The organism is Sporosarcina ureae, from assembly GCF_002101375.1.
Classification (GTDB): Bacteria; Bacillota; Bacilli; order Bacillales_A; family Planococcaceae; genus Sporosarcina; species Sporosarcina ureae_B.
In genome coordinates this window covers 368964-390449 of record NZ_CP015207.1, presented here as the reverse complement: position 1 = coordinate 390449, position 21486 = coordinate 368964, and the positions used below count along the sequence as shown (strand labels likewise).

The following is a 21486-nucleotide window of genomic DNA, read 5'->3' as shown; positions in this document are numbered from 1 at the left end:
ATGAGCAATCCATCAACACACGTACTGAATGAAATGAAAAAGGTGATTAACGGTAAAGACGACGTCATCCAAAAAGTGTGGATGACGTTCCTAGCCGGAGGACATGTATTGCTAGAAGATTTACCAGGAGTCGGGAAAACGACACTCGCGAAAGCATTCAGCCGAGTCGTCGGTCTCGATTCGAACCGCATCCAGTTCACACCGGATGTCGTCGCGTCTGACGTCATCGGATTCACGATGTTCGACAAAGAGAAAAACGAATTTGTCTTTAAAGAAGGCGCGGTTATGTGCAACTTATTGCTCGGCGATGAAATTAACCGGACGTCTTCGAGAACGCAAGCAGCGCTCCTTGAAGCGATGCAAGAGAAACAAGTGACAGTGGACGGCGCAACCTATCCGCTGCCAGCACCGTTTCACGTCATCGCGACGCAAAATCCGTACGGTACAATCGGTACACAACCACTACCGAGCGCGCAAATTGACCGTTTCATGACCAAGTTGAGCGTAGGATATCCCGATTTTGAAGACCAAGTAGACATGCTGAGAAATCGTCAGCAGGCAGAACCATTGTCCTCACTCACTCAAATCATTACGAAAAATGAATTGCTTGCGCTGCAACACCAAGTACAGAACCTGTTCATTCACGATGAAATCTTGCGCTACGTCACGGCACTCACCGAGAAAACGAGAAATCACCCGTCGATCCATCAAGGAATTAGCCCACGTGGCGCACTTGCTCTATGTCAGATGGCGAAAGCGCATGCCTTCTTACAACAACGCGATTACGTCATTCCGGAAGATGTCCACGCTGTGTGGTTGCCGACGAGCCGACACCGCATCGTCATGTCGAGCGTGCCAGGTACTGAACAGGAGCAGGATACGCTACTCGAAAAATTACTGCAAAGTGTTGCCACGCCCGACCAAGCAATGCTTGCAACATTTTAAGGGCTGATCGTATGATATGGACATTACTCATTAGCGTCGTGTGGCTACTGTTTACGCTTGCGTTTTTCATCTTCACGACGACGCATTTCGCTCTATTATTCGCAGCTGGTTCGTTTCTTTTATGGCTGTGGCTCGTGTTAAGCGTCTATCTCGTCAAAGGAAAAATCCAGTGCGAGATCATCACGGCGAATGAAATTTATAAAAATGAACAAATGAGCTATCAACTGCGCGTACAAAATACAAGTCGCTTACCTGTTACACAACTACAAATACATCTCGTCATCGAGCATATATTTACTGGTAGACAAGAAAGTCACCAGCACAACTTGTCCATCCCAGCGAAAAGTACGAAAGAGTTTTCATTCGTGCTGCCGCAGAAATATATGGGGCAAGTGACTATACGAATCAACCAACTGACAATCAAAGACAGTTTCACGTTTTTCCGTTCGATGCAGAAAATGGATACGCAATCCGCGATGTTGATCATGCCGAATCCGTATTTCCTGAAACTTCAACGCATCGAGCAAAATCAACATGTGCTGCAAACGCCGGGCATCATCCCGATGAAGAAGATCGCTGGCGAAGAGCTAGCGGAGTTGTCAGTGTATAGACCGGGCGACTCGGTCAAGCAAATTCACTGGAAATTATCAAGTAAAGTGGATGAGTTATTCGTCAAACAGCATGAAACGCTGACAGGAAATGCCGTCATGATGACGATCGATTTTACATCGTTTACCAATCGCGTGACGCTATACGACGAATTTATCGAGACGTTTTCCGCTCTGCTTTATTCCTATGTTGCAGGCGATCACGAAGTCCACCTTCTAGTGGATCATTCGACAGGTGAGCAGTTGACGATCGACAATGAACGGGGGGCAGCGAACGCGATAAAAGAAGTGTTGACGAGAAGTGCCGCGCAACTTTCGATGTCAGATGAACAGTGGAAGAAGCTCAGACGAACCTATCCAAGCTGTATCGTATTGACGACCAATAGTGCGCGTAGTATCGAATATCAGACGATCGTGATCTCAGATCAGAAGGAGGGATCAGTCGCATGAAATGGCTAGATGGAGTAGTTGCGTATAGTGTTCTCCTAGCGGCATTCTTCGTAATCCGTGCAATGCTGTTTCCTGAGATGAGTAGCGTGCCTGCGCTCATTCTCGTCTTGCTGTGGATGGTCGCACGTATACTATGGAAACAGCGTGGCGGCGACATCGTCTTGATTGCGAGCGTGATCGTTAGTTTGATTTTCTTGTCAACGTACATAGACGACGTGAAACGAACGATCAACGCGTTGTTCATCACACTCTCAGAACACAAACATATCTATATGGATCTATTGTCTGTCAATGAAACGACTTCGTGGCTAAACGGCATGATTCTTGGTCAAATTGCTTTGCTAATCGGCAGTGCCATTTATTACGCCATTGCGAATCAAAAGCGTTGGATTCCTGTTGCGCTCGCTATCGTGATTTGGTCGATGCAATTACTACTTGGCACATCACCCGCATTGATCCTCGATATTCTATTTTTCGCGGCACTGATTCTGGCATTACTGTATATGAATCAACTAACTGTACACTGGTGGAAACGCATAGCGATCGTGCCTATTTCATTAGTCATGCTGATGTTCACGTATACGGTGATCAATGAAAATGGTAATGAAGAATTTACGGGCAGCTCGAAAATGGAAGATACTGTACGGTATCAAGGCGAGAAGTTACGCTATTTTAAAGGTGAAGAACCTGTGCTGACAGCTGGCAACTTCGATCGGCTTTCCACGTTTACACCGGGCGATTATACCGCGTTAAAAGTCGCGATGGAAAATCCGAGTCCGCTGTATTTGAAAGGATTCGTCGGTTCGACTTACACGCCGAGTGGTTGGAAGGAAATCGATGGGGAAGCGTATAGGGAAGAGAAGTCTCTGCTTGAAGCGCTAGAGAAAGAAGATTTCACCGGAGCGAAACAATTGAGTTTGGCAGCGAAAAGTAGTTTGCCGGAAGAGTACGAAGAAGCGAAACTCGTCATTCAAAACGTCGCTGCATCCAGTCGCTATATTTACGCACCGTATGAATTAGCGGAGTTGGATGATCAGCTTGTCCGTTCCAAACAAGCCGACGCGCTACATGCGACAGGGATATTCGGCAGACGTACAGTGGAAATGCACTATATGCTGACACCGTACACCGATTATCCGCAAATCGCGAATGCGTTGTACAAAACAAAAGACACCGACTATTTACGTCGTGAAAGTTATTATAACCAATACGTCTATAACGAATATCTCTCGGTGCCGCAAGACAGTTTGAATGTGCTGCGCAACCATATGGACGAAGGTGTAGTCGATTCAGAAACGCGTTTACCGTACGAACAAACGATTCAGGAAGTGGAACGTTTCCTCGCACAGTCGATGAGTTATAACGAACATGCCGAACCGATAAAAGACCAGGATTTCCTGACAGGGATTTTGGAAAAGTCGAAAGAAGGTTATTCCGTTCATTATGCGACAGTTGCTACATTGGCATTCAGAATGCTTGGCACGCCTGCGCGTTATGCGGAAGGCTATATCGTCGGACTGGATGACGTGAAAGATTTACAGTCATTCAGTGAAATCAACGTCAGCGAGAAAAATGCCCATGCCTGGACAGAAATCTACGTCGATATGGTCGGCTGGGTGCCGATTGAAGTGACGCCGGGGTATGCTAAAAAAATGCCGGACATCAATAAACAAGACTATCCAGCAGCAGGTGCTGATTTACCGGATGCAAACAGCGGAAGTACGGCTGAACCTGAACCGAATGACACGACAGAAGTGCAACAAGATCAAGATAAGCCTGAAGACGCAAAGCAAGTGAATCCGAACACTACTATATGGTTCTGGATGAATCTCATCATTGCGTTAGTTATATTCATCCTATTATTGCTGTACTTCTTAAGAAAAAGAAAACGTCAGCAAAAACTTCAAGTGAAAGATCATCGAGTAGCCGTTGTACATCATGTTCAGCTCATGGTGCAGATGCTTGAAAAAGAACAAGTTGTCGCGAAGCTGCCTTCATTTGAAACAGTACCTGAAGCAGTTGGCAAAATCGATCCGCGACTTCGACAAGACTTCGAGGATGGATTGAAAATCTATCAAAAGGCTATGTACAGTCCACACGGCGTGACCCATGAAGAACGGGCGGAAGTAGAAACGTTATTTGCGCACGTTCATACTGCGGTGAAGAAATCGAAAAAAGGGTTGAAGAAGTTACGATTTATCGTACGTTATCCATAAATAGTGAAGTAGAGAAAAGTATCGCATGCCGCGGTGCTTTTCTTTTTTGAAAATGGATAGAGTTGTAACGGGAAGAACGAGAATGGATCTTAAAAAATGAAAAATCTCTTACATAGTAGAAGTATATATATAAATAGCAACGAACATATTATGGATAAAAGTAAGCTGACCGATTTCTCGATAGAATTAGATAATTAAGTCGTCTAGGAGGAATGAACATAAACATACAGGATATCCATCCGCTATCAACCGACAAAAAGAAATGGAATGCCATTCAAACCTGTTTAAAAGAAAAGATAAGTATGGTAAATAGATTGACTGCTACTGATATCAAGTTCATTGCGGGCGTCGATGTAGCTTACTGGGAGGATGAAGGAATTGAGTGGGGTGTTTGTAGCATAATCGTCATGGACTATGCTACAAAGGCGGTTATTGAAGAAACAACTAGCACCGGAATTGTCGCAGTCCCTTATCTACCAGGATATTTGGCATTTCGGGAGCTTCCCTTGGTTATTGAAGCGGCCAAAAAGCTCACATTTACGCCAGATCTATTTATGTTCGATGGCAATGGTTATTTGCATCCGAGAAATATGGGAATCGCAACTCATGCTTCTTTCTTTCTAAATAGACCAACTATCGGCATCGCCAAAAGTTACTTGAAAATAGCTAATGCCGAATTTGAAATGCCTGAAAATAGGGCAGGCTCGTATGTAGAGATAGTCATAAATAGGGAGATATACGGCAGGGTTTTACGGACACATCAAGATGTAAAACCTATATTTGTTTCATGTGGGAACTATATAGACTTACCAACAGCAACTACTATTACTAAGGAATTACTAAATAGTGAAAGTCGATTACCCATACCGGTGAGGCTGGCAGATTTGGCAACAAGGGAAAATAGAAGACGGCTACGGGATAATAAATGAAATACTTTTATTAAACGAATGAACCAATTTCATAACTCCAACTCCATGTAAAAAGACGAACATCATACAATCTTAGCAGTTTCGGCGAATCACGCTGTAACATAAGAAAAAGCCATCCACTCCAAAAACGGAGAGAATGACTTTCCTTTATACATCACAAAACTACGTATTACAGCTTTGCCCAACGTTCCTCTAACCAATTCATAAATTCTACACCTTTGTCGCCTTCATATGCATCAAAGACATCTACACGCATCCGTTTTAGTTTATCCGCAAAGTCTGCCACCGTATGGTCCTTCGGCAAGCTCTTTTTGACGCGAAGGAAGATCTTGTCTGTGTTTTTGATAATATCAAAACGTGCAGGAGATGGCTTTTCTACAACCTCGCCAAATGCGGTAAGTGCTTCATAGGCAGCTACTTGCACCTGGTGGACAGTATCATGCTGCATACGATTTTTTAATAAATCTATGATTTTGTCATGTTGATAATCCGATAATATGTTGACTGCTTCCAAACGATCTCGCCAGCTAGACGTATAATTGGCCTGTTTTTTTAATGTTTCATACTGCTCGGGTAATGCTGTTTCAAATTGTTTCAAGTAATTGCACCTCTTTTTTTAACTAAAGGAAGATTGAATTCTTCTTCTGCTTTTCTTATTATACGTTGTCTGCATGAAAATAGCGATGGATTGCTGGTAAGGATGTATAGGTAAAATAAAAACAGATTACATTAAGGTGAATTGCATTCCAGCAACTTTTCTAGGAGATGGGTTCGACTCATGCCATCTCTATAGTTAAATATGATGGAGTTTCAAACAGTGTCATAGTCCTGGAGAATCAAGGTTTTTTGATATTCTGTTTCATCTGATTTCATATAGTGCCAATTGAACGTAGTTAAAAACGTAGTCAGCATAGTCATTTTGAGTGTTACTTGATAGTTGAAAATATGATTTATATGATCAATATCGGAATAGATTATTACATTATCGTTAAATATATCAATATGATGCTCATATTCCATAAGACCTGCCAGTAGGGCTTCTAGTTCACCGTATATTTTCACCACTACAATCGCATGGTAATTCAATAATGTGACTACTGACAGTTACAAAACCCCTTTTTACACAGGGGCAGGCGATAGCCATCCTGTTACCTTTTCATCCTTAGAACACTCACAGTAAATATGCAACGTTTCTTGGCTATAGTATTGACGGTAGATCATATCTTTAAAGTCTTGAGTAAGCTTACTCTTAGCTCGTCCCCAAAAATCCGGCGTTTTTCCATCTTTCTTTACCGAGTTTTTTATGTTTATATCTCAATACGCCCTTTTCTAATTCAGTGGTACTATTATATTCTTACTCGATTAAATATATATACAAGTACCATGAAATGTCGTTTTGGCGTCATGAATGATCATTTTAGGGACATGAAAATAGGAATATAAATTTCACCCCTAAAAGTGTGGGAATGTTTTGTATATACACCTACAACCAATAATTCGGGGTCACTTAAATCGATAATCGCACTTGTTTTAGTGTGATTTTGCACTTCAAAATATGTTTATTCTAAACAATGACAGCACTTATCCCAGCTATGAGCTGGTAACAAGTTCTTTACGTTTTATTTTGGAGTTTTTTCCAGATGACGTGACATTAGATAATTTTTATTAGGTTATTGGATATTGACATAGATCCATTATCGTTTGTATCTTAATCCTTCTATTTACTTATAGATATACGACATATTACTAGAAATAATGGCTTATTGTCTACTAAAAGTGCCTGGGAAAAGGTATACTGGACTAAAAATGGTAAAAGGGTGTTGATGTTTTGAATAATAAATCAAAAAAAATTGGTTATATACTGGCTTTTTTTTTAGGAGGAGTTGGAGCACATGCGTTTTACTACCGTAAATACGTAAAAGGTTCGGTGTATCTACTTCTTAGTTGGACGTTTGTCCCTATTCTCTTAGGGTGGATAGATATGTTTTTCATTAAAGATTGGCACAATAAGTTAGAATCCAACCCGTTAATACAAAAAAACAACTTGAATAAGAAGGTAAAGGAAGACATCCCTGTTAAAAAGGACACTAACAAAATTACGATGAATGACTTGGTGATTAAAGACCGACTAGACAAGGAAAGTGTTCTGTTTTCCAGTGGACGTCCACTCAATCCTCTTGTAGAAGAAGCTTTAAAGAAGGAAGAGCAAAAAAATATAAAACAAATTGTTTATGTAGCTATAGAGGAAGAACAAGGAATAGACTATGCGCTAAAGAGCGATTCGGCGACAAAGCCTACGGAAGCGCATAGCGTTGTAAAACCAATAGTCAGTTCTGGAAACGCTATTTCTTCCCACGTGGAAAAAAGAAACGAAATGGAGAAGGCAGTTGCACCTAAACCTGAGATTGACCTGATAGCAAGGTATTCGGAAGCACATAAGAACAGAACGCATTTGAAAAAAGAGGAAGAATCCTCATCCGTTCAGTTACAAAAAATACCTGAGCATCCTAGTAAGAAAATACAAGAGTTAGTGTCTACACTCAAACAGGTGCAACAGTTACAACTTGCTAAAGCAGCTATGCCGACTTCTACTGAAGACACTCACTGTGAAGAAAAAGTAATTGCGGATACAAAGGCTGTACCCAGCGCAATGGATAACAATCCTTCTTTGTCACCGCATATTGAAGAAGTAGTAGTGGATGAAGTAATCGAAAATGTTGAGATAGATGTACTGGAAGTGATGGAAGAAAAAGTGAATGATGCTGTGGCTGTGACAAAGGTTCATAAGGAAGCGAAAGGAAAACGAGAAGCAGTAGCGACCGCGGGTGTAGATATAGAAGGGGAAGAACTCATTCTTTCGGAATTAACTCCTCCTATTCGCCATGAAGAACCATCCATGAATATGGACCCGGTACCTATAAACGGTTTTTTATTGCAAGCCTCTAATTTAAAACGCAAGATTGAGGATTCGTTAACAAATATGCCAGACATCAACGTTGCGAAACCAAGTCAACGATTTTACAATGAAGACGCGGTTATTCTAGACAAATATAAGCACATTGACACTCCTAGAGAGATACTGAAGGCTATCGAACTGATAAGAAGCGGGAGTTCATCTAAAAACAATAATTCGTATGGAATAAGTTATTCCCACAATGGAAGCCGATTCATCAAGCACTCCTTAGAATATGCAACTAAAAGAGGTGTCAAAAGCAAGGAAATCCCGTTACACGCCTATTGGACGACTTTTGACAGTTTGAACAAAGAACAAAAGAAGTGGTACTTTTACTGGAGAGAGCAAGTGTTAAATGGGAAATACCCAGATGTGGACCTTAGCTACATCATCTTGTTTGTCTATGAGCTATTGAACTACTCTTTTAATCAAAGGGCTGCATTCAACATAAGCATGGTCGTTCGATTGCATGATAACTACGTAGAAAGACTTCCTAAGGTGAGAACTTACTTAAGTAGCTGGACGGCTGATATGTTACGAGAGGTCGGTGAAAATGACTTAATGGAAGAATGGACATCCTCGTCGAGTGATTATTACATGACGCCACTGTATAAGCAACTCAAGGAAAAACAAAACGAGTTAGCGCGAATTTCCTTTACTAAGTGGAAATCTCATATTCAATACTATAAAGAAACTGTGTTTTTCACTAACCACAAAAATAAAATTTATAGAGTTTTTAAAGAGAGCTTCCCTCTACTACAGGGTGTGTACCAAGAGCAAGGAGAACAGTTAATCGACCGCTACTTTAAAATGCAGGAAGAAAGAACCGTTAAGCACTTATATGTTAGTGCTGTTATGGGTCGTGAAACGGACGTTTTTCATGTTCAAACGAAACGAATATTGCCTACTGAACGGATCAACAATGAAGTGACTGCTTTGTTCCGTTTATCTGAAAATGTAACAAGAATACTTAAGGGGGAGAAACGTCAAATAAAAGTCGATGAATCGTTCTTACCGGAGGGGTTTAAAGAAATGATGATTGAACACTTTACACCAGTAGTTAAGGAAAAGACAAATCGATTTAAAGTCGTTCAAAAAGCAGAAAATAGAGAGGGATATGGAAAGGTTCCGCCCCCGCCTGAAGACATCCCTGTACCCGAACAAAGACCGGTTATCGAATTCAATAGCGCTAACATTAAAGCCTTTCAAGAAGAAACAGAGGAACTTATTGCGATATTCAATGAAAGAAATTCTGAAGTGGATGGTACTTTAAGTTTTACCGCCGAAGTAGACACAGGCACTAAGTCTGAAACCAACACCGAACCAACGAATGCTCGAATAGATACCGAGGAAGCGGATAACCCAGTGGCGTGGGATGCGAAACGATCATCAATTGGTGAAACACATCCTGAAAATGAAACAGTACCGCCTATGGGTGTAGACAGTACCCCTTCGGATATCTTCTTTGCACTAGGAGGTGGAGGCAGTGTTGATGGAGAGGAAGACTTCATTGAATCTCTTACCGTGATTGAAAAGGAATTCTTGGTTCAATTTGATAATGGGGTTTATGATCAAAACACAGCCAACTATTTCTTAAAGCAAAGGGGCATCATGTTAGGTATGTTTATCAGTGAAATTAACGAAAAAGCCAATGAATACCTCGGAGATAACTTCCTTGAGTCTCAAGATCGAGAAATCGCGGTCTACGAAGAATATGAACAGTGTATATTAACGCTAAAGGGAACGGAATAAATATTAAAAGATTTATTGATAGAAAAACAAATTGAGATAATAGAATTTTTTGAATCTATTGGAATAACTGTAAATCAAGTCGACTTGTATAGAGATGGTTAGAGAATAGTTGCGGAAGTTATTCATACAGGAGATAGGTATAAGTGGAAGCTTGGTGAATAGAGTGCGAAGTCAATTTAGAAGGCATAGAAAGTTAATTTGACGATAAAGCAAATGAGTACCTATTGGTTAACTTTCTGGGTCTCAAAAGCAATTGCAGTCTACTAGAATTTAAAATTGTATTAAAACGCTAAAGGAGACTGAATAAATGGATATTAAAAAGAGAGATTCCACCTCAATATTGAACTCGCTAGGAGGTGGCGTCGTACCAAGCAGAGGGTTGCATTACATCATGGTCGGTCGACATGAAGAAGTTAAACAAATCCTAAGTGACTTGGATAATATTAAAAAAGGGTCGTCCTTCATGAAACTATTCATTGGCTCCTTTGGGAGTGGTAAGAGTTTTATTCAAGCACTAATCCAACAAGCTGCTTTTAATGAGAAATTTGTTGTCGCGAAAGCAGACTTCACACCTGAACGTCGATTGTACGGGACGGAAGGCAAAGCGGTCGCGACATACACCGAACTAATGAAAAACTTGGCGACAGCAACTGTCCCTCAAGGCGGCGCATTACCGATCATTTTAGACAAGTGGATTAGCGAAATTCAAATGAAGGTTCAACTCGATAAAAATTACGAATCTGTTGCATTCGACGACCCTTCCTTCATTAAAGATGTAGAGTTAGCCATAACTGATGTCGTATCTAAAATGGATGAACTCGTCGGTGGTTACGACTTTGCGCGTATTCTAACCCAATACTTTAAAGGGTTTGTTGAAGATGATAATGAAATCCAACGACAAGCGCTTCGGTGGCTTCGTGGGGAATACACATCCAAAATGGAAGCACGTAAGGATTTGGGTGTTCGCGAAATCATCAACGACATTAATTACTATGAGTATATAAAGGTGTTTTCTCAGTTCGTAAAGCAAATTGGGTATTCCGGATTGGTCATTAATCTAGATGAAGCCATTAACTTGTATAAGATTACACACCCTCAGACTAGAGAGAAAAACTATGAAACGATTTTAAAGATTTACAACGACACGCTACAAGGGAATGTTGAGGGGTTGTATATCACGATAGGTGGTACACCGGAATTCTTAGAGGACGAACGTAGAGGGTTGTTCAGCTATGGCGCTTTAAAGAGAAGGCTCCAATCCAATCGCTTTGAAACAAATGAATACCGCGACTTAACACAACCGGTTATCACCATTAAGCCATTGAAACATGACGAAACCTATGTGCTCTTGGAAAAGTTAAGAGACATTCATGCCATTCATAATGGTTATGCAACTACCGTAACGAGTGATGAAATTCAGAACTTTATACGCGGGGAGTACTCTCGACCCGGTGCGGAAGAAAACCTAACTGTTGGGGACATTATTCGAAGCTTTATCGGTGCATTAAACATACTTCATCAAAATCCAAAATACGATCGTGAAAAATTGTTTGGTGAGAACGAATCGAAGCCACAGCCTACTAATGTGAATTCTCGCTTCTCAAGAACTGAAGGGTAGGAATACGTATGCAATCATTCGAACTACTTTCCAAAACAATGCAAAAGAAGATTTGGGAGATGAAATGGGATAAGTTAACACCTATTCAAAATAAGACAATACCCATAATCATTGAGACGAATAAAGATGTTATTCTCTCGTCTGCAACTGCCTCTGGTAAAACGGAGGCGGCTTTTTTGCCGATAATCTCCCTTATCGAAGGAAATGCTGAAAAACAGTTAAAAGTATTGTACATATCACCTCTAAAAGCCTTGATAAACAACCAATTTGAACGCATTGAAAAACTTTGCGAGTATAGTTCCATTCCGATACATAAATGGCATGGAGACGTCAGTCAAAGTCAGAAAAACAAGTTCGTGAAAAATCCGTCAGGCATTCTCCAAATCACACCTGAATCCGTTGAAAGTTTGTTCATTAATCGTACGGAATATATCAGGAACCTGTTTAAAGGGATTGAGTTTATAGTCATTGATGAAATCCACTCGTTTATCAATTCGGAACGCGGCGTTCAACTACGTTCACTATTATCTAGGGTTGAGCAGTACACAATTCAAAGACCAAGAATAATTGGTCTGTCCGCTACTATCGATAACTTTGAGCTTGTTAAGGAATGGGTGAACTATAAAGACACGAAAAATGTTGAAATTATTGAAACAACTGGGAGTGAAAAACAACTCCAATATTACCTGATGCATTTTGAAACTGGGAAAGATAGGAGACTACCAGTGGAGTTATTTGAAGATATTCGAGAGGTGTCTAGAGATAATAAAACCATTATCTTTTGCAACAGAAGATGTCAAGTAGAAGTAACTACGGTGTTTCTGAATCGACTGGCGAAGAGAGATAGTGTTGGTGAAACGTATTATGCACATCACTCATCCATTGATAAAAAAGAACGTGAATACGTGGAGAAGACAATGGTTGAATCCGCAACACCTAAAAGTGTTGTTGCGACTAGCTCACTGGAGTTAGGTATTGACATTGGGGATGTAGACATTGTTGTACAGTTAGACAGTACATTTACCGTATCGTCTTTGAAACAGCGGTTGGGTCGCTCAGGGCGAAAAAAAGATGCGGATCAGATGTTGCAGTTGTATACAACAGAAGAGGATAGTTTGCTTCAATCGCTGGCAGTAATGGAGTTAGCGCTTGAGAAGTGGATAGAGCCTGCTACGGGGTATCTAGCACCTTACGACATATTATTCCATCAATTGATATCCATCTGCCAAGAAACGAATGGGAGAGGCTTAGAAGAGCTCGTATCGATCATTAAAGGCAATCACATTTTCTACAACATGCAGCAAGAAAAGGTAGAACAAATTATTCATCACATGTTAGAGAAAGACCACCTTGAAAAAGTTAAGGGGAGCAACGAGTTAATCGTTGGCATCGAGGGGGAAAGAATACTCAGAAGCAAGGAGTTCTATGCGGTCTTTATGAGTCCAGAAGTCTTCACGGTGCTGGAGGGAGTAAAAACCATAGGTACAGTGGATAAGGGTGCGAAGGTTGAAATAGGTGACTCAATCATTCTTGCCGGTAGGTTATGGGAAATTAACAGCATTGATTTCAAGAAGAATAAAATATATGTTAAAAAGTCGGTTAGTGGTAAGCCGCCAATGTATAGTGGAGGAGCTGGTGGAATCCATAATCGTATTGGTGAAAAAATGATTGAAATCTTGTGTTCCAATCAGCAATTTGATTATTTTAATGATACTGCTGAATATACATTGCAGGATATGAGAAAGGCTTATCATGATTATGGTGTAAAACCGAATGAGCGAATTCTTTGGAGAACTAAACATGAAATCGTATTCGATACGTACACAGGATCTAAAAACACGCAAAACTTAATATGGGCGCTCCGTTCATTAGGTCTTAATATTAGAGGAGATGGTGTTGGAAGGGTATATATCGATGGATTCAACGGTGATATAGCGGAAGTAATTAGACAAGCACAAGAAAAACAGTGGGTAATCGAAGATTTGGTACGTATCACACAAGAACATGAGCTGTTTGTGTCTAAATTCTCTATTTACTTACCGAAAGACATACAGGAGGAACTGCATGTAATAAGTAAAATAAACCTGAAAGGATTGGAAGAGTACCTAGCTACCTATTCGTTTAGAGTTATTGATTTAGAGTGAAAACCTAGTTGCAACTATAGTGTTTTTTCTAAATTAATCAATTCGTATTGCTTGCAGATATAATGGCTATTATCCCTAAAGTTCAATAATCAATTAATATTATGCTATGTGGAGAGTGAAGTATGGAAACGGAAAAACGAATGGAATTGGTTAACGTTATTCTTGAAGAAGTAAGACCACTATTACGAGGTAGTGAATCAAAAAGGTTAGTAGACTATGGGAGCGGTTCGGGTTTAGTTAGTTTAGAACTAACGGACTTAGTAAATTCTATATTGCTCGTGGACTCTTCAAAACAAGCATTACAGGATGCAACAGATAAGATTGTGGCAAGAGGCATGACTAACTGCGAAGTACTGTATTCAGATTTTACCGAAGACATGCCTGAACTTAAAGCGGACATCGTGTTACTCTCTTTAGTTCTTCTTCATATTCCCGATACTAAATTAATTTTGCAAAAGCTGTATAGCATTTTACAAAATGATGGCCTGCTAATAATTGTTGACTTTGACAAAAATGATCAAGTCAATCATCCGAAAATTCATAGTGGATTTTCGCATAATGCACTAAAAAGTATATTAGCCGAAGTCGGATTTACGTCGACTACATGTAAGACCTTCTATCATGGGAAACAGATTTTTGCAAATCAAGATGCATCGATGTTTATAGCCACTAGTAGAAAGTGAAATTCTATATAAATCGACTCGATTGCGTATTCAATGCAATCGAGCTGGTTTGAAAAATAATGTAATACCTACATAAATTGCAATAATCAGTGGAGTTGGAAACAAACAATAAAAAAGACGGCCACATTAAACCCTGCCATTACTTGCCCGTACTGCGAAGAAAAACAATATCAAACGCAAAAATCCAAAGGGGAAATTGGCATGTTAACTCCGATTGTTTTATTGCAACTGATTATTCAAATGTTCTTTGAGGTGCCAGAAGCTATAATACTTAGCTTATTCCCTAGTTTATTCATTTTGGTTATCATTCTATATCCGTTTTTAGTGAAGTTAAGTAGCCAAGAGAAATACATAGGGTAATGCTGAGATTGTTTAATACGCCAGGTTTCAGCGCTATTCAACTGGTTACACAGAAAAAACCATCTATTGGAAAAGGATATACCCCGATCGCTTTAGATGGTTTTTCTTTATATAGTCACGTTAGGCAATAAATAGCGAAATGAAATAAGGGAATGTGTATCTATTAATTCCAATATGAATTTGTATCTCCAATCATGGTTTTCAATGTTTGCAATCCGCCGCCATAGAACCATGCTTCTGTATTCAGATAAATTACATAATCATTCTTATAAGCATGTGTCATTTTCCTGAGCTGATTTTCCCTTCATTCACCATAAAAATAAACGTTTTCCAAAGGGTAGTCCTGTACCGGATGCGATTGTATCATGAAGGATTTATGCTCTTTTAGTAATAAGGCCAATAGCTTGTATAAATATCAAATTAAATCCAACAATAAATATAAGCGATAAATTATTGATAAGGGGAGAAGAAAATGATTAATAAAATCGGTCAAGTTATGTTGTATGTCAACAACCAAGATGATGCGGTGGATTTTTGGATAGAAAAAGTAGGGTTTATCATAATAACAGATGAAGATAACGGTCAAGGAATGAGATGGATTGAAATTGCACCAACAAAGGAAGCCGAAACAAGCATTATACTTCACAATAAGGCAATAATTTCTGAAATGCAGCCAGAATTGAATCTTGGTACACCTTCATTAATGTTTTTCTCGGAAGATCTCGATAAGTTGCATAGCACCCTATCAAATAAAAATATCACAGTCGGAGAAATTGTAACTATGCCTTCCGGAAAAGTATTCAATTTTGCCGATAGCGAACAAAATTATTTTGCGGTTATGGAAAAGAGTAAATAACTACTAGTAGCACGTCGCATAAAAGTGGTATTTCGGAATCATTTCAATTAATTTACTTGGAAATTAGGTACAGTTAGTAAAAGGAGGTATTTATATCTTACTGGAAAATATACTGAAAAGTAAAAATAAATTTAAAAAGGAGAAATAATTATGGTTAAAAACTTTTGGGTCAATTTACCAGTTGAAGATATAAATAGATCAAAAGAGTTTTATAGCAAACTTGGATTTTCGACGAATACACTACCTGGTGACAGCGATCAAGTGCAATTAGTCATCGGAGAGAGTAATGCTATCGTAATGCTTTTTCCTGTTTCCACTTTTAAAAACTTCACAAAACATGAAATTGTCGATACAAAACAAGCTACCGAAGTATTATTTTCCATAGATGCAGGGAGTAAAGAAGAAGTAGATGAAATAGCAAAGAGGGCTGTAATGGCTGGAGGCACGATTTTTGGTGAACCTTCAGAGAACCAAGGTTGGATGTATGGGTGCGGTTTTGCTGATCTAGATGGTCACCGTTGGAATGTGTTGTATATGGATATGAGCATGATGCCGAAGGGGTAAGAAATAGAAAGCAGAATTTCTTATCAATTTATCGGGTGTAATTTTGTATAAGAGATCGGTAGCCTATTCAGTAATCGGAACAGGTTCTTAAGTAACGCTAATTGATATTATAAAGTAGTACATATAAACAGAAGAAGTAAGTTTCTTTAATAGGGACATTGAGAGTGTTTACGGGATTGTATAACTAAGTATAGAAAAATAATATATTAACATTGAATCAATATATATTGGGAGTGGTTATTTGAAAGCTGAAAAAAAATTAAAGGTTTGTGAAAAAGGACATAGGTATTATAAAAGTAGTGACTGCCAAAGTTGTCCTACTTGCGATAAAGAGAATAAACCTGAAAGTGGATTCCTTTCGAAACTAAGTTCACCAGCCAGAAATGCCTTAGTTCATGGGGGAATCGATACTTTGCAAAAACTCTCAAAGTACACCGAAAGAGAAATTCTGAAAATCCATGGTATTGGACCAGCCTCCCTACCTATTATGAGAACTTCATTGGAAGAAAAAGGTTTATCATTTAAAGGATAATAGTTTGCTATACTTTAATTACGAACTCAATATTCAGGGACAATTGTTCAATAAGGATTTCGCCTACATTAATCAATAGACTAATAGACAAGAAACATGCGAAATAAAGTACACTCAAAATAAGTGAAAGTGTCTATGAACTTTGGTTAGGAGTGGTTTACATATTTAGAGGGAATATAAAAAAGATATTAATATCATTATTAACAAATCCACTATTCCTAATTGTATATTGGATTTTTTGTTATGAATTAGCTTTACTCTGTATGTATGGAAGAATAAATCATACTGTTCCTATTTTATTAATATCTATAGTACTTTTAACTTCTATAATTGCATTTTCTACAATGAAAATTGTAAAAGCTAAAGAACTTGAACCCAAAAAAATGATTAATTTGAAGGCATGGAAATACGTTTCTGTTGTAATGATCATGAGCATTACAATATTTTATGGAATGAAGATTTATAAAAGTGCAACAAATTTCGGAGGCGAACTTGCTTGGTTTATTGATAGATTAAAAAATGAAGCTTCAGTTGAGTTTGAACATAACAACATCTATATGGATGGAGTAGAAGGGATTTTTAAAGATATAAATAAAGAATATGCTTTGCCGAAGAAATTATATATGGAAAGTGATTTTCATCTTAAATTTAATCAGGATGGAACCATCACATCATTTGATACTTTTGTTTATGGGGAAAATGCTGATGGGGAAGAGGAAAGTTACCTAATCACTTATGATCAAAATAAGGCGTCTACTATTACTGTAAGATTAAACGGATATCTACATGCCGATTATAATGAGGAAAAGCTAGTGGAACCTCTAATTAGAACGGTTAAGGTTATTCCAGTGAAGCAGACAGTGGATATGTGGAATGAACATACGTATGGGTTAGTTTATTACGGGAAAAGAAATTGGGGCTACAATACTGAGGGGATTATACACATGGATGAGAATGGTATGGAGCAGACTCCTACAAAAACTACATCTGAAATAATTGGCTATACGGTATCTATTTTTGTCCCTGGAAAAGAGAAAGAGATCATACCTGCTAGATATAATGTAATTGGTGACCCAGATTGGAGTCAGTCAAATACGATTCAATATCAAGATAGTTTTGAAGATGATCGGCAAGAAATACCTAATACCAATGAACAGTTTTATCTCTCAAATGAAGTAGGATATATATTAGATGTTGCGGATAAAGCATTAGGAAGTACTTTATATTCACTCAGAAAGACGAGTGACGGCGGGAAAACTTGGACGGTTATCAATCAAAATCCATTCAATGGAACAGTTGGTAGTGCAGCAGGAATCACTTTTATTAATGAGGAACTTGGATTTTTAAGGGCAGCAAGACCTTCTGGTACTGAAGGAGTACTATTCCGCACAAATGATGGAGGGATATCTTTCGAAGAGGTAAGTTACACCATGCAGGAAATGAAGTTAGATAGTGGACAATCTATAAATCCATTTGATTTTCCAGGTCTGCCTTTTGAAAAAGATGGGGTTCTTACTATGTTAATTGGGCAAGGATCGGATGGTGATTACAATGGGAATAGTAGTGGACTTTATCAATCAAATGATCACGGTGAAACTTGGGAGTATGTACAAGAGGTTGAGAGTAAATAGGCTTATAAAATGAATATTTTCAATTTGAAAATATAATAATATCAGTGGTCCTTTTAGTGTCTACCGTGAAACTTCAATCGATATTACTAGTAGTTTAGAAGAACCGCATCGTAAGATAAAATAGCTATACTCTCCGCAAGCGGAGGGAATGATGATCCTTCATACATCGTAAAACTATGGAGTACAGCTTTGCCCAACATTTTTCTACCCAGTTCATAGATTCTACACCTTGCGCGTAGGATTTTTTAATAAATTTATGACTTTGTCATGTTGAAAATTTGATAGTATTTTAACTGCTTCCAAACACTCACACCATCTAGAGGTATAATTGACTTGTTTTTTATGTTTCATATTGCCTAGGAAATATTGTTTCAAACTTTTAAGCGTAATTGCACCTCTTTTTTAACAAAAAATACTCCTTCTTCTATCATTATACGTTGTCTGGGTGAAAATAGCGGTAAATGGCTAGTAAGGATATGTAAAGAAAATAGAAAACGAATTAACGAAGTATGAATTTACTAGAGTAGGAATACATACTTCTTTTTCTGTAGATATTTATCCTAACTTTGAAAGTTTTTTCCGTTTTTCCCGTCTGTGCACTGCCAAACATAGACGGTAACCTGCCTAGAACAGAGTTAGAATAGAAGGGGAGAGATAAAAAGAAAAAATCATGAGAGTGTTCGGTGCATTGCTGGTCGTGCGCAACATTATCGCTTTTTAATACAAATGTTTCAAGTTATTGATAGTGCGTAAAATGACTGAATCGGACAACCAGTTTCATTCAATAAAATAAGGTGAGTATATATATGCATGTCAACGAACATATTGTCAGCATAGCTGCAGGAACTGCGAATGTTTACACGGCGAGTACTCCACGAAAGAATGATTTTAAGGAGAAAACCACCTTAGTTGATTGCCAACAGAATTTTGAGCTAAACAATCATTTATAAAACAATAGGGTGAGTTAAGCGAGGAAGTCCTACAGAAGACTTTTATTGAAGTCAACACTATTGATTTATAACTTGGTCTTAAAATAATGCCAATTAATTGGTTGAGTTAGACAATGGAGAGTAAATTCTATTGAGCAAATTTAATCATTGAGGAGAATGAAAATATACATTCAGAATGTCCATCCACTATCAGTCGACAATAAGAAATGGAATGCAATTCAAATGTGTTTAAAAGAAGAAGTTAGTATGGTCAACAGAATGGCTGCTACTGATATCAAGTTCATTGCAGGTGTGGATGTAGCTTACTGGGAGGATGAAGGAAATGAATGGGGTGTTTGTAGCATAATCGTCATAGATTATGTTACAAAAGCGGTTATTGAAGAAACAAATAGCGCAGGAATTATCGCAGTCCCTTATATACCAGGATATTTGGCGTTTCGGGAACTTCCCCTAGTTATTAGCGCGGCCAAAAAGCTTACACACGCACCAGATCTATTTATGTTTGATGGCAATGGCTATTTGCATCCAAGGCATATGGGAATCGCAACACATGCTTCATTCTTTCTGAATAAACCAACCATCGGCATTGCTAAAAGTTACTTGAAAATAGCTGATGCCGAATTTGAAATGCCTGAAAGTAGGGTAGGTTCTTATGTAGATATAATTATAAATAAGGAAATATACGGCAGAGTTTTACGAACACATCAAGACGTCAAACCTATATTCATTTCATGTGGGAACTATATAGACTTACCAACAGCAACAACTATTACTGAGGAATTAATAAATGGTGAAAGTCGATTACCCATACCAGTTAGACTGGCCGATTTGGCAACAAAGAGAAATAGAGGTCACTTACGAAACAAGAAATCTTGAATTAGTATCTCGTTATGAAATTTTGCATCATAAGTCTTAATCAAACTGTCATATAAAGAACGGTACGTTAGGTGGGATGAGAGATCGGGTGCTAATCGCTCCCACCTGCTCAATTGCTGTTTCTATCTGGTCGCTGGCTTTCATGCCCGTATTGGCCAGCTCAAAACTCCGCACTAGTTGCTTATTCTGTCCGTAATACTCCGCAATCCCAATTATTTAAATCCGCTACATTAATTTTATCCGTTAAAACAACCATTCCAAAAATAAAAACTATAACATGAGAAAGACTTGAAATACTTAATGGAAATAAAAATGACATTCCCAATTAGTTCAGGAATATCATTTTAATTTTATTGAAATTAATTTAAATAGCCTTTAATTTTTGTATCATTTATTAAAATATTATTTTAACCATGTACCTACTGGGGCAATTATAACGTTATTTTCTTCAAGTTTTGATTTTACACATCTAATGATTTCAAGTGCCCCTTGGGTATCACCGTGAACACAAATACTGTCAGCGCTCATATCGATAATATTACCGTCGATTGTAGTAACGTTACCTTCTAAAACCATTTGTAAAACCTGTTCCGCGGCTTTTTCTGGATCCTTAATGACTGCGCCTTCTTGTTTCCGGGAAACAAGTGTACCGTCATTTGTATACGTGCGATCCGCAAATACCTCGTGAACAACAGCAATACCTTTTTCGACAGCTAGTTTATGAATAACTGTATTTGCAATTACAAACAATTTTGTGTTAGGTACTATGTGTAATATTGCATCTGTGACAGCATCTGCTACTGTATGGTTTACATATGACATATTACCCATACTTCCATGTGACTTAATATGTTGTATTTCTACACCATGTTTTTTGCAAAACGCCTGTAATGCACCAATTTGATAAATAATGTAATTGACTAGATCATCTTTGGCGATATCAATATCACGACGGCCAAATCCTAGTAAATCAGGATAACCCATATGAACACCAATACCTACACCATGTTTTTTTGCCATTTTAACAGTTCTATCCATCACATTTGGGTCACCTGCGTGAAAACCACAAGCAATATTAGCAGATGAGATTAGTTCAATTACTTCTTCGTCATTACCTAATTTATAAGCGCCAAAACTTTCGCCCATATCACAGTTTAAATCAATGTACTTCATCACTAACTTCCTTTCTACTAGACATTTCAATAAATTGAATGACAATTAGCTCACGAAATAAAAACCAATACAGTAAATTGTTTGCACAAATTTTTACGTTACAAAATAAAGCAAAAGACAAGACTAAAAAAGCAGGAACAGGTTAACTCAGCTTCCTTATATACTTGTATTAAAAACAGGACATTTTCGCAGAACTACAAAGTTTGTATAGCTAATAGATTAAGTTGTTTTATTCGGTACGGAAGT

At 38.3% G+C, this 21486-nt stretch carries 16 protein-coding genes; 14 read left to right on the top strand and 2 right to left on the bottom strand.

Translation table 11 applies throughout. From position 1 onward, the window contains the following. The 4 genes from SporoP8_RS01850 to SporoP8_RS01835 all read left to right on the top strand — a co-directional run bounded on the left by SporoP8_RS01850 (position 1) and on the right by SporoP8_RS01835 (position 5148). Positions 1–945: an AAA family ATPase gene (locus SporoP8_RS01850; protein WP_085130946.1), complete on the top strand. Its 945-nt coding sequence runs from the start codon at positions 1–3 to the stop codon at positions 943–945. Positions 946–956: 11 nt separating this feature from the next. Further along, positions 957–2003: a DUF58 domain-containing protein gene (locus SporoP8_RS01845; protein WP_085130945.1), complete on the top strand. Its 1047-nt coding sequence runs from the start codon at positions 957–959 to the stop codon at positions 2001–2003. After that, positions 2000–4219 (top strand): transglutaminase family protein, encoded by a 2220-nt coding sequence (locus SporoP8_RS01840; RefSeq protein WP_085130944.1) that lies wholly within the window; start codon positions 2000–2002, stop codon positions 4217–4219. The genes SporoP8_RS01845 and SporoP8_RS01840 overlap by 4 nt, the downstream gene beginning before the upstream one ends. Positions 4220–4437: 218 nt before the next feature. After that, a complete protein-coding gene (locus SporoP8_RS01835) occupies positions 4438–5148 on the top strand; it encodes an endonuclease V (protein WP_085133527.1) in 711 nt (236 codons plus the stop codon). Positions 5149–5317: 169 nt separating this feature from the next. On the opposite strand, the gene SporoP8_RS01830 is transcribed toward SporoP8_RS01835, so the two are convergent. Next, positions 5318–5746, bottom strand: a complete 429-nt coding sequence (locus SporoP8_RS01830) for a HEAT repeat domain-containing protein (protein WP_085130943.1) — start codon at positions 5744–5746, stop codon at positions 5318–5320. A 1230-nt stretch (positions 5747–6976) separates the two neighbouring features. Here SporoP8_RS01830 and SporoP8_RS01820 point away from each other — a divergent pair. From SporoP8_RS01820 to SporoP8_RS01775, 10 genes are all read left to right on the top strand, one after another. Next, the gene (locus tag SporoP8_RS01820; protein WP_085130941.1) at positions 6977–9853 is read left to right on the top strand and encodes a TerB N-terminal domain-containing protein; all 2877 of its coding nucleotides are present in this window, start codon (positions 6977–6979) and stop codon (positions 9851–9853) included. A gap of 307 nt (positions 9854–10160) precedes the next feature. Then, a complete protein-coding gene (locus tag SporoP8_RS01815; RefSeq protein WP_085130940.1) occupies positions 10161–11471 on the top strand; it encodes an ATP-binding protein in 1311 nt (436 codons plus the stop codon). An 8-nt stretch (positions 11472–11479) separates the two neighbouring features. Continuing rightward, positions 11480–13615 carry a DEAD/DEAH box helicase gene (locus SporoP8_RS01810; RefSeq protein WP_085130939.1) on the top strand — a complete coding sequence of 712 codons (2136 nt, stop codon included), beginning with the start codon at positions 11480–11482 and terminating at the stop codon, positions 13613–13615. 122 nt (positions 13616–13737) lie between these two features. After that, the gene (locus SporoP8_RS01805) at positions 13738–14298 is read left to right on the top strand and encodes a class I SAM-dependent methyltransferase (RefSeq protein WP_085130938.1); all 561 of its coding nucleotides are present in this window, start codon (positions 13738–13740) and stop codon (positions 14296–14298) included. A gap of 72 nt (positions 14299–14370) precedes the next feature. After that, positions 14371–14658 carry a TIGR04104 family putative zinc finger protein gene (locus SporoP8_RS01800; protein ID WP_085130937.1) on the top strand — a complete coding sequence of 96 codons (288 nt, stop codon included), beginning with the start codon at positions 14371–14373 and terminating at the stop codon, positions 14656–14658. A gap of 472 nt (positions 14659–15130) precedes the next feature. Continuing rightward, positions 15131–15514 (top strand): VOC family protein, encoded by a 384-nt coding sequence (locus SporoP8_RS01795; RefSeq protein ID WP_085130936.1) that lies wholly within the window; start codon positions 15131–15133, stop codon positions 15512–15514. 150 nt (positions 15515–15664) lie between these two features. Continuing rightward, on the top strand, positions 15665–16078 hold the full coding sequence (locus SporoP8_RS01790; protein ID WP_085130935.1) for a VOC family protein: 414 nt from the start codon (positions 15665–15667) through the stop codon (positions 16076–16078). A 241-nt stretch (positions 16079–16319) separates the two neighbouring features. Then, positions 16320–16610: an RNA polymerase alpha subunit C-terminal domain-containing protein gene (locus SporoP8_RS01785; protein ID WP_085130934.1), complete on the top strand. Its 291-nt coding sequence runs from the start codon at positions 16320–16322 to the stop codon at positions 16608–16610. A gap of 176 nt (positions 16611–16786) precedes the next feature. Next, positions 16787–18241, top strand: coding sequence for a WD40/YVTN/BNR-like repeat-containing protein (locus tag SporoP8_RS01780; protein WP_085133526.1), 1455 nt, complete (start codon positions 16787–16789; stop codon positions 18239–18241). 1172 nt (positions 18242–19413) lie between these two features. Continuing rightward, positions 19414–20067, top strand: a complete 654-nt coding sequence (locus tag SporoP8_RS01775; protein ID WP_157111278.1) for an endonuclease V — start codon at positions 19414–19416, stop codon at positions 20065–20067. Between the two features lie 402 nt (positions 20068–20469). Here the strand turns inward: SporoP8_RS01775 and SporoP8_RS01770 are convergent, their stop codons facing one another. Continuing rightward, the gene (locus tag SporoP8_RS01770; protein WP_198166050.1) at positions 20470–21240 is read right to left on the bottom strand and encodes a LamB/YcsF family protein; all 771 of its coding nucleotides are present in this window, start codon (positions 21238–21240) and stop codon (positions 20470–20472) included. Positions 21241–21486: the final 246 nt, after the last annotated feature.